Below are 13,260 nucleotides of genomic sequence, written 5' to 3'. Positions count from 1 at the left end.
CTCGACGGTCTTGAAGCCACGGGTTTGGTTCCGGCGCACAACCGAAACCCGCGGCAGTCGAGCAGACTGGGTCTGACCCTGCGGGTCGGACCCAGGTTTACCGGTTTAAAGCCGGATAATACCTTGGTCGGAAACCGAAGGCGCGAAGTCGCCCGCGCGCCCCAGTCCCGGCAGCACCACCTCGGGCGCCAGCTCCAGCAGCGGCATCAGAACAAAGGCCCGCTGATGCATGCGCGGATGTGGCACGGTAAGCGTCGGCGTCGCAATCTGTTCATCCCCGTACAGCAGCAAGTCCAGGTCCAGCGTGCGCGGAGCGTTAAAGTAAGGCCGCTCCCGGCCGTGCGCCTGCTCGATCTCGAACAGGGCTTCCAGCAGCGCCTGCGCAGGCAGGGAGGTCTCCAGGCGGGCGACCGCGTTGATGTAATCGTCGCCCGAAGAATCGATGGGCGCCGTACGGTACAGCGAAGACACCGCCTCGAGCGTGGAACCCGGCACTTTGCGCAGGCGTTCGAAAGCATCCAGCACATTCGCGCGCGCATCGCCGAGATTGGCGCCAATGCCGATATACGCGGTAACAGGCATCAAGCTTCGCCGGCCGGGGCGTTGCCGCCACCGCCGCTGCGGCGGCCGCGGCGCGGACGACGGCGGCGCTTGCGTGCCGGCGCTTCGCCCTCAGGGCGCGGATTCAGGAAGTCATCGTCATCCGACTCGTCGCCTTCTTCGCCATCCGGATTGGCATCCACCGGCGCGTCGTCAAGCGCTGCGGCGCGACTGCGGCGTGCCGCGGGTTTCTTCTTCTTGCCACCGCCGGACGATGCGGTCGACACCAGTTCGGCGCGCATGGTTTCGTCGCCTTCATAGAAAGCCGTCCACCAGTCGCCCAGTTCGCGGTCAATCTCGCCCGAAGCGCAACGCAGCAGCAGGAAGTCGTAGCCGGCGCGGAAGCGCAGGTGTTCCAGCAGCTTGTAAGGATTCTTGCCATTGCGGCGCTCGAAGCGCGGCTGCATGGCCCAGATGTCGCGCATGTCGGAACCGATCTTGCGCTGGATCGCCAGCTTCTCGGTCTGCGACTCCAGCACTTCGTCGGCCGCCAGGTGCAGCGCAGGAATCGGGAATTCGCCCGCCGCCTGGTAGGCCTCCCATTTCTCCAGCACCTGGTGCCACAGCAGCGAAGCAAACAGGAAGCCCGGCGACACGGTCTTGCCGGCCATGACGCGCTTGTCGGTGGAGTCCAGCGCCAGCGTCACGAACTTGGTGCCCATCGGCTGTTCCAGCACCACATCCAGCATCGGCAGCAGGCCGTGGTGCAGGCCTTCCTTGCGCAGCTGCTGCAGGCAGGCCAGGGCCTGGCCGGACGTGAGCAGCTTGAGCATCTCGTCGAACACGCGTGCCGCAGGCACATTGTCGATCAGCGGCGCCATCACCCCGATCGGCTCGGCGGTCGAACGCTCGATGGAGAATTTCAGCTTGGCTGCAAAGCGCACCACGCGCAGCATGCGCACCGGGTCTTCGCGGTAGCGCGCTTCCGGCTGGCCGATGATGCGCAGCGTCTTGCTGCGGATATCCTCGATGCCGCCGTGGTAGTCCAGCACTTCCTGCGTGGCAGGATTGTAGTACATGGCGTTGATGGTGAAGTCGCGGCGCTCCGCGTCCTCCGCCTGCGAGCCGAAGGTGTTGTCGCGCAGCACGCGGCCATGTTCGTCCTTCGGCGCATTGTCGGTGGTGGTGCCGCGGAAGGTGGTCACTTCCAGCAGGTCCTGGCCGAACATCACGTGCACGATCTGGAAGCGGCGGCCGATGATGAAGGCGCGGCGGAACAGGCGCTTCACCTGTTCGGGGGTGGCATTAGTCGCAACGTCGAAGTCTTTCGGCTTGACGCCCAGCAGCAGGTCGCGCACTGCGCCGCCGACCACGAAGGCTTCAAAGCCGGCTTCCTGCAGCGTGCTGGTGACGCGGATCGCGTTGTTCGACACCATGCGCGGGTCGATGCCATGGTCCTTCGGGCCCAGCACGAGCGGTTCGTTGCGGGGTCTCGCGTTCTTGACGCCCAGGATCTTGCGGATGAATTTCTTAATCATTGAACAGGTGAATTAGTGGCCAGCCTTGCGCGGTCGCGTGTTCGGACAGCTTGGCGTTCGGGTTGGTCGCAATCGGATGGCTGACGATCGACAGCAGCGGCAGGTCGTTATGGGAATCGCTGTAGAAGTGGACGCTGTCGAAGCTGTCCAGCGAGTGTCCCAATTTCTCCAGCCATGCCTTGGTGTGCACGATCTTGCCTTCGCCCTGGGTTGGCGTGCCGAGCAGCTTGCCGGTGATGCGGCCGGCGGCATCGCGCTCCGGCATCGCGGCAATCAGGTGCTCCACGCCGAAGGCCTTGGCGATCGGCGCCACCACGAAGTGGTTGGTCGCCGTCACGATCGCCACCAGGTCGCCGGCGTCGAGGTGCTTTTGCAGCAGCGCGCGGGCGGCAGGCAGGATGTTCGGCATCACCACTTCGGTCATGTACTGCTGCTGCAGTTCGGCCAGTTGCTCAGGCTCGAAGGAAGCCAGGGTTCCAAGCGAAAATTCCAGGTATTCCACCGGGTCCAGGGTGCCCGCCTGGTACTGTGCGAAGAACTCTTCGTTGCGGCGCTTGAATTCTACGGCGTCGACGGCGCCTACGCGGCACAGGAATTGGCCCCACTCGAAATCTGAATCGATCGGCAGCAGGGTATGGTCAAGGTCGAACAGGGCGAGTTTCATCATTCGTTCGCTTCCTCCTGCAGCCATTCGCGCAGCAGGGGCAGGGTGATCGGGCGTTTGGTTTCCAGGGAATACTGGTCGAGCGAGTCGAGCATCGAGGACAGCGATACCATGTCGCGCTGGAAGTGCGACAGCAGGTAAGGTAGCACACCGGGCGACAGGGTCAAACCGCGCGCTTCCGCCATCTGCGTCAGCGTTGCCAGTTTTTCCTCGTCGGTCAGGCCATGGATCTGGTACACCAGGCCCCAGCCCATGCGTGTGCGCAGGTCCTCGCGCACCGGCAGCACGGCCGGGGCGACCGAGCCCGCGCTCACCATGAAGGCGTTGTTGGCGCGGATCTCGTTGAACAGGGCAAAGGCATCGATCTGGGCCACCGGCGACAGCTTTTCGCAGTCGTCCAGCAGGTACAGGTCCACGTCCGGCGAATACAGGAACTCGGTTTCAATCGAAAACGGCGAAATATAGCGCGCACGGTCGCTCGAGGCGAGCGCCTTCAGCAGGTGCGACTTGCCTGCGCCAATTTCCCCCCACAGGTAGGCGAAATGCTCGCGGGAGCTGCGGTCGGCGAACTGGCGCATCAGCGCCGCCACCTCCGCATTGCGGCCCACCTCGAAGGATTCGAGGGTGCACACCGGCTCCGCACCCAGGTCAAGCACCAGCTGTTTCATTGGACTTGTCCCGGCTTTGTGGATTTTTTGCTAACGTAATCGATCTTCACACTACGCATTATAAAAGCTGCTGCGCAGGTAGTGGCGGCGCAAGTGCCTGAAACCCACCATCAAGAGGGCGGAAGCAGGCAAAGCGAGCAGTACGCCGACGAAGCCGAACAGCTGGCCGAAGGCCAACAAAGCGAAGATCACGGCCAGCGGATCGAGGCCGATGCGTTCGCCCACCAGGCGCGGCGTCAGGAAAAAACCTTCGATGACCTGGCCCAGGCCGTAGATGATGGCCACGGCCACCAGCCCGCTCCAGTCGGTAAATTGCAGCACCGCCGCCATCAGCGCCAGCAGCAGGCCCAGGCCGAAGCCGAGATAGGGGATAAAGACCAGCACGCCGGACAGGATGCCGACCGGCAGCGCCACGTCAAAGCCCGCCACCGCCAGCGCAGTGGAGTAATAAACTGACAACACCAGCATCACCAGCAACTGGCCGCGCAGGTATTGCGCCAGCAAGGCATCCGACTCGCGCGCCATTTCCATGGTGGCGCCGATATAGCGACGCGGCACGGCAGCGGCAATGCGCGCCAGCAGCTGGTGCCAATCGAGCAACAGGTAGAACAGCACGACCGGGATCAGCACCAGCGTCGCCAGCCAGCCCAGCACGGCGCTGCCGCCGGTGCGCACGGAATTCAGCACGGCGGTCCAGATCTGGTTGCCGCTTTCCGCCATCTTTTCTGCCACCAGGGCCTTGATGCTGGCGCCATCGAGCGTGAATTCCACGCCCAGTTGCTGCAGGCGCGGCCCCAGCGTGTCATTCAGTTTTGCCAGCGAAGCGGGAATGGCCGCCTGCAGCAGCGGGATTTCCTTTTGCAGCACCGGCACCACGATTAGCAGCAGCGCCAGCACGGCGGCGCCAAACAGCGTGATAACGATGGATACTGCCAGCGCGCGCGGCATTTTCCAGCGCTTGAACAGGCGCAGGCGGCACAGTTTGTCGACGGCAGGATTCAGCGCATAGGCGAAAATGGCGGCGGCCAGGAAGGGCGTCAGTACCGGCCCCAGGACCCAGAGCAGGAAAAAGAAGGCGGCCCAGACCGATACCCAGAATAGCGTTTGTTTTTGTTCTGCCGAGAGGGGAAGAGGCATCTGCTGGGGCGTGGTCGGGACGAAGGAAGGGCTATTCTAACGCCTCTGCTGTTAAAAACACCATGCGCGGGGCCTACCAGTAGTTTAATATTTCCATAAATAAACTTTGAAGTGGAAGTCATGCTGTCTGTTCGTACCCAAGCCGCCATAGCGGCCCTGTCCCTGGCGTTCGCCGCGCATTCCCCTGCCATGGCAGCGGATGATGGCGAAAAATGCGAAGGCTTCAACCGCCTGCTGTGCCTGCCCATGGCCGCTGCAGCCAGCGTGGCAAACGCCGCCGCCAACGCCGCTGCCAACGTCGCCGAGGCGGTGAACTTCAAGAAGCCGTCCACCAAGGTCATCGACGCAACGGACGAGGGTGACCTGGACCGCATCAAGCGCTTCGACCCCAGGAAAGACCCCAGCTTTGCGCCGGAAAACATGCTGGGCGTGGCCGTCAATACCTACCTGACCAAGCCCGACCCGGCCAGGGACGCCAAGCGCTTCGCCGTCCTCGAATACCTGGCCGGGAAGGCCGACATCTCCGGCGAACTGGGTACCGTGCTGCTGCAGGAGACCGTGAGCCAGGCCTATTTCGCCCGCAATGCCCCGCAGGAAAGCTGGCCGCGCCGCCTGGCGCTGGCCCAACTGCTGATCGAGCACGGCGCCAGCGCCAAGGGCATCAACCTGTCCACCTGCGACCATTGCGAGACTGATAATGAATTCCTGGCGCTGCTGATCCAGGCCGGCGCCAACCCGAACGTCCAGTCCACGACTTATTCGGCCCTGCTCAACCGCTTCATCCGCAAGGACCAGTTTGACGCCGCCAAGCGCTTGGTCGCCCTGGGCGCCGATCCCAACGGCAGCACCTGGGGCAAGCGCAGCATGCTGGTGCGCCTGGTCAGCGAATGCGACAAGGACATGACGCGCAAGCTGGTTGCTCCCGAGCGCTTCGAAGCGGAGTGGCAGAAATGCGTGGCGGCGGTAACCGCCCGCGTCAGCTTCGCCATCGAACAAGGCGCCGACCCGAATGGCAAGGCCAGCCCGGACAACGAATGCCTGACGCCCTACGACGTCGCCCTGGAAAAGCAGAACGAGGAATTGGCTGCACGCCTGCTGAAGCTGGGTGCGCGCCCTGGATTTGGGGAAGTTTGCCGGTCCGGTGGCTGAAAACGGCCGATAACAAGAGAAAATGCGGGGGCAAAAATGCTAAAATAGCGGACTTGCCGTATTCGGCCACCGCTTTTCCATTCTTCCGCCTCAGTTGCGACAACACCATGAGCCAACCTTCGAATGTTTCCCTGTCCTACCGTGACGCAGGTGTCGATATCGACGCCGGCGACGCCCTAGTTGAAGCGATCAAGCCATTCGCCAAGCGCACCATGCGCGAAGGCGTGATGGGCGGCATCGGCGGCTTCGGCGCGCTGTTCGAGATCAGCAAGAAATACAAGGAGCCGGTGCTGGTTTCCGGCACCGACGGCGTCGGCACCAAGCTGAAACTGGCGTTCGAGCTGAACCGCCACGACACCGTGGGCATCGACCTGGTGGCCATGAGCGTGAACGACATCCTGGTGCAGGGCGCCGAGCCGCTGTTCTTCCTCGACTACTTCGCCTGCGGCAAGCTGAACGTGGCCACCGCCACCGACGTGATCAAGGGCATTGCCAAGGGCTGCGAGATCTCCGGCTGTGCCCTGATCGGCGGCGAAACCGCTGAAATGCCGTCCATGTACCCGGACGGCGAATACGACCTGGCCGGCTTCGCCGTCGGCGCGGTGGAAAAATCCAAACTGATCGACGGCAGCAAGATTCAGCCGGGCGACGTGGTGCTGGGCCTGGCCTCCTCGGGCGCCCACTCCAACGGTTACTCCCTGGTGCGCAAGATCATCGAAGTGGCCAAGCCGGACCTGGAAGCCGACTTCCACGGCCGCAAGCTGGCCGACGTGCTGATGGAGCCGACCCGCATCTACGTCAAGCCGCTGCTGGCGCTGATGGAATCGATGGAAGTCAAAGGCCTGGTGCACATTACCGGCGGCGGCCTGGTGGAAAACATCCCGCGCGTGCTGGCCGACAACCTGACTGCCGAACTGGATGGTTCTTCGTGGACCATGCCACCACTGTTCAAGTGGTTGCAGCAGCACGGCGGCGTGGCCGACGCCGAAATGCACCGCGTGTTCAACTGCGGCATCGGCATGACCGTCATCGTGTCCGCTGAAAACGCCGACGCAGCCGTCGCCCAGCTGACCGCAGCCGGCGAGACTGTATCCCGCATCGGCAAGATCCGCGCCCGCGCGGAAGGCGAACACCAGACCATCGTCGTCTAAGCGCCTGCCGCCCCAAGAACGGAGCCCTTCGCGGCTCCGTTTTTTTTGCCCCCGCCGTTCCGATTCAGCCATCTTATTGAAAATGATTCTCATTTGTATTATGATCGCCGAATTGCATTTTTATTCACTGCACACCACACAGCCAGCGGGCTTCCTTAAGTTGCGGAGAGCTGCCAGTCATTGAGGTTTTGCCAGGGAGCGCGATCCGGCATTCCCTTGGCATGGCACGCTTTCCAAGGAATCCCCTATGTGGACCAACTTCGCTGCCGCTGGAGCGGCGGTATGACTTCGCCCATCACCTGGGACTTGTTTGCGGACGCCCTGGCTTCGCAACACTATCTGGCCGCGCAACAGCGTGTGCTGCGCCAACTGATCGAGGCACTGCTGTTCGAGCAGGTGCTGGCTGCGGAAATCACGCAAGAGGATGACGGCGTGTGCTTCCACATTCCCGGCCGGACGGCGGCCGGCCAGCCGGTAGCCTATCGCTGCAAGGGCCGCGTCAGCGAGAGCTTCGGCCGCATCCGGGTGGATGGCGCCTCGCTCATGCGCAGCGCGCCCGATGGCGCGCGGCCCGTCGCATCGCTCCAGGAATTCGTGCTCGAAGCAGGCGCCTTGATCGATACCGACGAGAACCTGCTGCACCGCTTCCTGCATGAGCTGCAACAGACGCTGCAAAAAGACACGCTGGCACGCTACACGCGCCGGCAAGATGGCGAAGGGCGCGACCTGACCGCTTTGGAAGGCCAGTTGCAGGACGCGCACCCCTACCACCCCTGCTACAAGTCGCGCGTCGGCTTCGATCCGCTCGACAATGCCGCCTACGGGCCGGAGTTTGCCCCGGCGGTACGCTTGTCCTGGCTGGCGCTGCGGCGCGCCAAGGCCAACGTCGCCGCCTGCCGCGACATCGACTTGCCATCTTTCCTGCGCAGCGAAGCTGGCGAGGAGCAGTACGCGCGTTTCAGCGCCAGGCTGGCCGCCATGGGACTGGAGCCGGATGATTATTGGCTGTTGCCGGCGCACCCGTGGCATTGGCGCGAGAAGATCGCCAGCCAATTGTTCCCCTTGCTGCACAGCCGCGACCTGGTCTGGCTTGGCGAAGGCAGCGACGTGTACCGGCCGTTGCAATCGATCCGTTCGCTGGCCAATGCCACGCGTCCGCTGGCCGCCCATGTCAAACTGCCGATCGGTATCGTCAACACCTCGGCTGACCGCATCCTGTCCTGTCATAACGTGGAAAATGCGCCGCCGGTATCGGACTGGCTGAACGACATCCTGCAGCGCGACGCAGCGCTGCGCGCCACCGGACTGGTGTTCCTGCGCGAAGTGGCCGGCATCACTTATCGCGATGCCGGGCTGCCGCTGGCGCTGCAGGCAGCGCAATACGGCATGCTGGGCGCAGTCTGGCGCGAAAGTGCCGACCGTGCCTTGCAGGCTGGCGAAGCCGCCGCACCGTTTTCCGGCCTCTCGCAGTGTGAAGCGGATGGCCGCCCCTTCATCGCTCCGTGGGTCGAGCAGCATGGCCTGCTGCCGTGGCTGGATGCGCTGATGGAAGCCTCGCTGCCGCCGCTGATCCACCTGCTCTATGCGCAAGGCATCGGCATGGAGGCCCATGCGCAGAACATCGTGCTGATCCATCGCGCCGGCCTGCCCAACCGCATTGCGCTCAAGGATTTGCCGGGCGGCTTGCGCTTCGTGCGCCAATACCTGGCCGATCCCGGCATCTGCCCGCAGTTGCTGCCGACGCCATCGTTCCGCAAGCAGGTCAACGCCACCGCGGGAATGGAAAGCATGTCGCCGGAGGAGGTGCACGACTACTTCCACGACGCCGTATTCTTCATCAACTTCGGCGAACTGGCGATGTTCCTGCAGCAGCACTACGGCCTGGCGGAAGCCGATTTCTGGCGCCGCATCGCGGCCTGCATCGGCCGCTACCAGGCGCGCCATCCGGAACTTGTCGAACGCTTTGCGGCATTCGACCTGTTTGCTCCCGCCATCCGCATCGAGCAACTGGCCAAGCGCCGCCTGTTCGCGGAAATCGAAGCGCGCCTGCAAACCGTGCCCAATCCATTGCATCGATGGCGACCGAAGGCGAGCGCATGAGCACGCGCCGGATTGTCGCCGCCACGCTGGCGGGCCATTTCGCCGCCGCCTTTGCCGCGCTGGGCATGCCGCCGTTCTATGACCGCATCCTGCACGAGGCCTTGGGCAGCAATGCCGCATGGCTGGCCGGCTGGCTGTTCGTCATTCCGACGCTGGTGGCGGCGCTGTCCAATCCATGGTGGGGGCGCCTGGCCGACCGCTATGGCAAGAAGCGCTTGCTGTTGCGCGCCCATCTCGGGCTGGCGGTGAGCTTCTGGCTGACCAGCCTGGCCGGCAATGTCTGGCAGTTTGCCGCGGCGCTGATCCTGCAAGGCCTGTTGGGCGGCACCTTCGCCGCATCGAACGCCTACCTGGCCACGGTGGTGAGCGGCCATCGCCTGACCCGCTTGCTGACACTGATGCAAGGCTCGGCCCGCGCCGCCTTGTTTGCCGGGCCTGCCTTGATGGGAATGCTCTCCCATGGGGCCGAACCTTTGCTGATGTATCGCTACCTGGCGCTGCTGCCGCTCCTGTCTGCCCTGCTGGTCTGGCGCCTGCCGGCCGTCGCGGCCCCGCCGGCTGCGAGCGAGGCGCTGGCCACGGACGGCGATGGCAAGGCACTCGCCGGCGAAGCGATCCCGCCCGGCCAACTGTATGGCCTGCAATTCGCTTTCATTTTCGCGACGGTGATCACCTTTCCCTACTTCGTGCCGTATGCCGAGCAAACGCTGGCGAACTTGCCTGGGGCGGCGCCGGGGCTGCTGTTCGGACTGCCGCACCTGGTGTACTTGCTGTGCGCGCTGCCGTTGTCGCGCTTTTGCGGCCGCCGGCGCCTGCTTGCGACGCTGGCTGCCGCCCAGGCAGTGCTCATCGCGGCCTTGCTGGGACAGGCGGGCAGCCATTCTCTGGCAGCGCTGGCCGCATGGCGCCTCGTGATGGGCGTGGCGATGACGGCCAGCTATATCGCCTTGCACGGGATGGTGGCCGCGATCACCGACGCCGGCAACGCCGGCCGCCGTTTCGGCTCCCTTGAGGGCAGCACCAAATGGGGCGCGGTGGCAGCCGGCCTGGCTGCCGGCATCGCCGCCGAGCGCTGGGGATTGCAATCCCATTTCCTGCTTGGCGCGGCGGCGCTCGCGGCCAGTTGCATCTATCTCGTTGTACTCATGTTCCGCCTATACCGGGGCGATTTCAAACAGCCAGCGCACAGCACCGACTGATCGTGTAGCCAGCCATCACATGCTTGGAGAAATTTCATGTCGACATCAGCTTTGCACCGTAGTCCGAATATGTCGGCGGCGTACTGCGCCGCCAGCCAGCGCAGCCTGGAAACCCTGTTGAACTGCTATTGCCGCGAAGTGGCCATCCCGGAAGGACACGCCAGCGTCGGCCCGCTGTTCGGCCAGAACGACTGGCCGCTCGCCCTGCGTTGCGCACTGGCCACCGGCCAGGCCCTGCACATCGTGCTGCCGCGTCTCGATAGCCGCGTCGTGGTCGCCGTGCAGGATGACTCGCCAACCGCCAACTATCGCTACCTGTCCGCGCTGTATTGCAAGAGCGCCGGCCAGCCATGGGCCTTGCTGGATTGGCGCATGCTGGCCGACCTGATCATCCGCGACCTCGCGGCAAAGACCGGCCAGCCCTACAACCACGAATTGCTGGCGCAGATCGAAGACAGCGTGCAGGTCACCACGGCCATCCTGGAAGCACCATGGCCAAACGCGATGCCGTCCGATCCGCTGGCGGCCTACCTGGATTCCGAACAGTCGCTGACCTACGGCCATCCCTTCCATCCCGCGCCCAAGAGCAGGCAAGGCTTCAGCGCAGAAGACCTGCGCCGCTATTCGCCGGAACTGCGCGGCGGCTTCCCTCTGCACTATTTTGCCGTGCAGCGCGACGCCGTGCTGCAGCAGTCGACCCTGGCGCAATCCTGCGGTGACATCCTGGCCGCCCAGGCGCCGCAAGGGGTGGTGGCCGGCGACGACTACCTGCTGGTTCCCGCCCACCCTTGGCAGGCGCGCTGGCTGCTGGAAAAGCCGCTGATCGCCGCCGCCATGCGCGACGGCCGTATCCGCCACCTGGGAGCGCAAGGCGAGCTGTATTACCCGACCTCCTCGGTACGCACCCTGTACCAGCCCGGCAACCCATATTTCTACAAATTCTCGCTGCATGTGCGCCTGACCAATTGCGTGCGCAAGAACGCGGTGTACGAGCTGGAAGGCGCGTTGCAAGTGAACCGCATCATGAGCGGCCTGATTCCGGAACTGAGGGAGCGCTTCCCCGGCGCCGCCATCATGCCGGAACCGGCCTTCCTCTCGGTCAACCTGCGCGACGGCGACGCCGATGCCAAGCGCGAAATCACGGAAGGCTTCGGCCTGATCTTGCGCGGCAATTTCGACCAGCACAACCTGCTGCCGGGCGCCGTGCCCCTGCTGGCCGGTGCCTTGTTCGGCAACCACGTACTGGGCGAGGCGCGCCTGTCGGCACTGCTGCGCCAGATCGCCGAGCGTGAGCGCATGGCGCCCGAGGCGGTGGCTGTCGAGTGGTTCTCGCGCTATGTGCAACAGATGATGTATCCGGTGCTGCATTGCTACTTCGCGCACGGCGTCGTGTTCGAGCCGCACCTGCAGAACGTGGTGATCGGCTTGGTCGGGGATTGGCCGGCGCAAGCCTTCCTGCGCGATTTCGAAGGCGTCAAGCTGGTGCAGGAAGAGTGGGGCGCCAGCCGCCTGTCCGGCGTCAGCCAGCGTGCGCAGGCAGCGCTGCAGTACGACCGCGAGCGCGGCTGGAAGCGCATCGCCTACTGCCTGTTCGTCAACAATTTTTGCGAAGCGATCCACCAGCTGGCAGCCGGCAATCCGGCCCTGCAGCAAAGGCTGTGGACGCAGGTACGCCATCACCTGCAGCAATACCAGCACCTGCACGGCACGACGGAATCCGCCGCGCGCATCGCTTCGGTACTCGATGGCGAACCGTTGCCGGCCAAGGGCAACCTGTGCAACCGCTTCCTCAAGCAGGCCGACCGCGCGGCCGACTACGCGCCCTTTGTCAATCCGCTGGCCGCCATCAAGGAGCAACTCGCATGAGGCTCGACTGGGACCGCGCGATCGCGGCGGCGAAGCAGGCGCACGCCGCCTTGGATGAACCGCTGTGCGCCTTCATCTACGACTTGCCGGCGCTGAAGCGCCACGCGGTGCATTTGCGCGAAGGATTGCCCGGCCAATGCGACTTCTTCTACGCGATCAAAGCCAATTCGGACGTTCCCCTGCTGCAAACGCTGGCGCCAACCGTCGATGGTTTTGAAGCCTCGTCCGGCGGTGAAATCGCCTGGCTGCGCCAGCATTTTCCGCAGGTGCCGGTGATCTTCAGCGGACCGGGAAAATTGGATAGCGAGCTGGCGCTGGCCTTGCAGCATGGCGCCACGGTGCACGTGGAAAGCCTGCATGAACTGGAACGCCTGGCGGTGCTGGCCCACGCCGGCGGCAAGCCGGCCTCGATCCTGCTGCGCGTCAATCCGCCGCTGGCCGAGCTGGCGACCACCACGCTGGTAATGGGCGGCAAGCCGACCCAGTTCGGCATCGCCATCGAGCACTTGCCGGCTTGCCTGGAACGGCTGCGGCAAGAGCCACTCCTGGAGTTGCGCGGCTTCCACTTCCACCTGCTGTCGCACCAGCTCGATGCGGACAAACACCTGCAATTGCTGTCAGCCTACCTGCGCCAGGCGCGCGAATGGTGCGAACAATACGGCTTGCGCATCGAGCATATCAACGTCGGTGGCGGTATCGGGGTCAATTACCGCGAACCGCAGCGCCAGTTCGACTGGCCGCGCTTCAGCGCCGGCCTGGCAAGCTTGCTGGCCGAAGAAGCACGCCAGCATGGCGATGACGTGCCGCGCCTGCGCTTTGAACTCGGGCGTTTCGTCAGCGCGTTTTGCGGCTACTACGCCACCGAGGTGCTGGACATCAAGGAGGCGGGAGAGCGCGTATTCGCCATCGTGCGCGGCGGCACGCATCACTTCCGTACCCCTTATGCACAGGGCCACAGCCATCCGTTCCGGGTAGTGCCGGTGGAGGATTGGAACCATCCCTATTCGCGTCCCGAATCCGTGCAGCGGTCGGTGACGGTCGCCGGCCAGTTATGCACGCCGAAAGACGTGCTGGCCAGCGACGCCATGCTCGATCGCCTGCGGGTCGGCGACCTGCTGCTGTTCCAGTATGCGGGCGCTTACGCCTGGCACATCTCGCACCACGATTTCCTGCGCCATCCGCATCCACAGCATATCTACCTGCAGGAAGATGCGTAGGCCTTAACGATTTTTTTAACGTCACATCCGA

General features: G+C 64.2%; 11 protein-coding genes. 6 read left to right on the top strand and 5 right to left on the bottom strand.

Going from position 1 to position 13,260, the window contains the following annotated elements:
- Positions 1-105 precede the first annotated feature (105 nt).
- Genes folK through ACN9MY_RS29000 form a run of 5 tightly spaced genes read right to left on the bottom strand, consistent with a single transcriptional unit; the run spans position 106 to position 4,547 of the window.
- Positions 106-582: a 2-amino-4-hydroxy-6-hydroxymethyldihydropteridine diphosphokinase gene (gene folK, locus ACN9MY_RS29020; RefSeq protein ID WP_426336506.1), complete on the bottom strand. Its 477-nt coding sequence runs from the start codon at positions 580-582 to the stop codon at positions 106-108.
- Positions 582-2,078, bottom strand: coding sequence for a polynucleotide adenylyltransferase PcnB (gene pcnB / locus ACN9MY_RS29015; protein WP_426319440.1), 1,497 nt, complete (start codon positions 2,076-2,078; stop codon positions 582-584). The genes folK and pcnB overlap by 1 nt, the downstream gene beginning before the upstream one ends.
- Positions 2,071-2,742, bottom strand: a complete 672-nt coding sequence (locus tag ACN9MY_RS29010) for an HAD family hydrolase (protein WP_426172328.1) — start codon at positions 2,740-2,742, stop codon at positions 2,071-2,073. The genes pcnB and ACN9MY_RS29010 overlap by 8 nt, the downstream gene beginning before the upstream one ends.
- Positions 2,742-3,410 carry a DnaA regulatory inactivator Hda gene (gene hda / locus ACN9MY_RS29005; protein ID WP_426165439.1) on the bottom strand — a complete coding sequence of 223 codons (669 nt, stop codon included), beginning with the start codon at positions 3,408-3,410 and terminating at the stop codon, positions 2,742-2,744. Before hda ends, ACN9MY_RS29010 begins: the two co-directional genes overlap by 1 nt.
- Positions 3,411-3,461: 51 nt before the next feature.
- On the bottom strand, positions 3,462-4,547 hold the full coding sequence (locus ACN9MY_RS29000; protein WP_426336505.1) for an AI-2E family transporter: 1,086 nt from the start codon (positions 4,545-4,547) through the stop codon (positions 3,462-3,464).
- 120 nt (positions 4,548-4,667) lie between these two features.
- Between ACN9MY_RS29000 and ACN9MY_RS28995 the strand changes: the two genes are divergently transcribed.
- From ACN9MY_RS28995 to ACN9MY_RS28970, 6 genes are all read left to right on the top strand, one after another.
- Positions 4,668-5,696 (top strand): ankyrin repeat domain-containing protein, encoded by a 1,029-nt coding sequence (locus ACN9MY_RS28995; RefSeq protein WP_426165435.1) that lies wholly within the window; start codon positions 4,668-4,670, stop codon positions 5,694-5,696.
- Between the two features lie 107 nt (positions 5,697-5,803).
- Complete coding sequence (purM, locus tag ACN9MY_RS28990) at positions 5,804-6,847, top strand: phosphoribosylformylglycinamidine cyclo-ligase (RefSeq protein ID WP_426165433.1); 1,044 nt, start codon at positions 5,804-5,806, stop codon at positions 6,845-6,847.
- A 282-nt stretch (positions 6,848-7,129) separates the two neighbouring features.
- Positions 7,130-8,947: an IucA/IucC family protein gene (locus ACN9MY_RS28985; RefSeq protein WP_426336504.1), complete on the top strand. Its 1,818-nt coding sequence runs from the start codon at positions 7,130-7,132 to the stop codon at positions 8,945-8,947.
- On the top strand, positions 8,944-10,146 hold the full coding sequence (locus tag ACN9MY_RS28980; RefSeq protein ID WP_426165429.1) for an MFS transporter: 1,203 nt from the start codon (positions 8,944-8,946) through the stop codon (positions 10,144-10,146). Before ACN9MY_RS28985 ends, ACN9MY_RS28980 begins: the two co-directional genes overlap by 4 nt.
- A gap of 36 nt (positions 10,147-10,182) precedes the next feature.
- Positions 10,183-12,012, top strand: coding sequence for an IucA/IucC family protein (locus ACN9MY_RS28975; RefSeq protein WP_426165427.1), 1,830 nt, complete (start codon positions 10,183-10,185; stop codon positions 12,010-12,012).
- Positions 12,009-13,229 carry a type III PLP-dependent enzyme gene (locus ACN9MY_RS28970; RefSeq protein ID WP_426336503.1) on the top strand — a complete coding sequence of 407 codons (1,221 nt, stop codon included), beginning with the start codon at positions 12,009-12,011 and terminating at the stop codon, positions 13,227-13,229. The genes ACN9MY_RS28975 and ACN9MY_RS28970 overlap by 4 nt, the downstream gene beginning before the upstream one ends.
- The last annotated feature ends 31 nt before the right edge of the window (positions 13,230-13,260 follow it).

It is taken from the genome of Pseudoduganella sp. R-31 (assembly GCF_049913235.1).
Lineage (GTDB): Bacteria > Pseudomonadota > Gammaproteobacteria > Burkholderiales > Burkholderiaceae_D > Rugamonas.
Note: the sequence above shows the minus strand (reverse complement) of the source record. Positions and strands in the feature narration are given on the sequence as shown.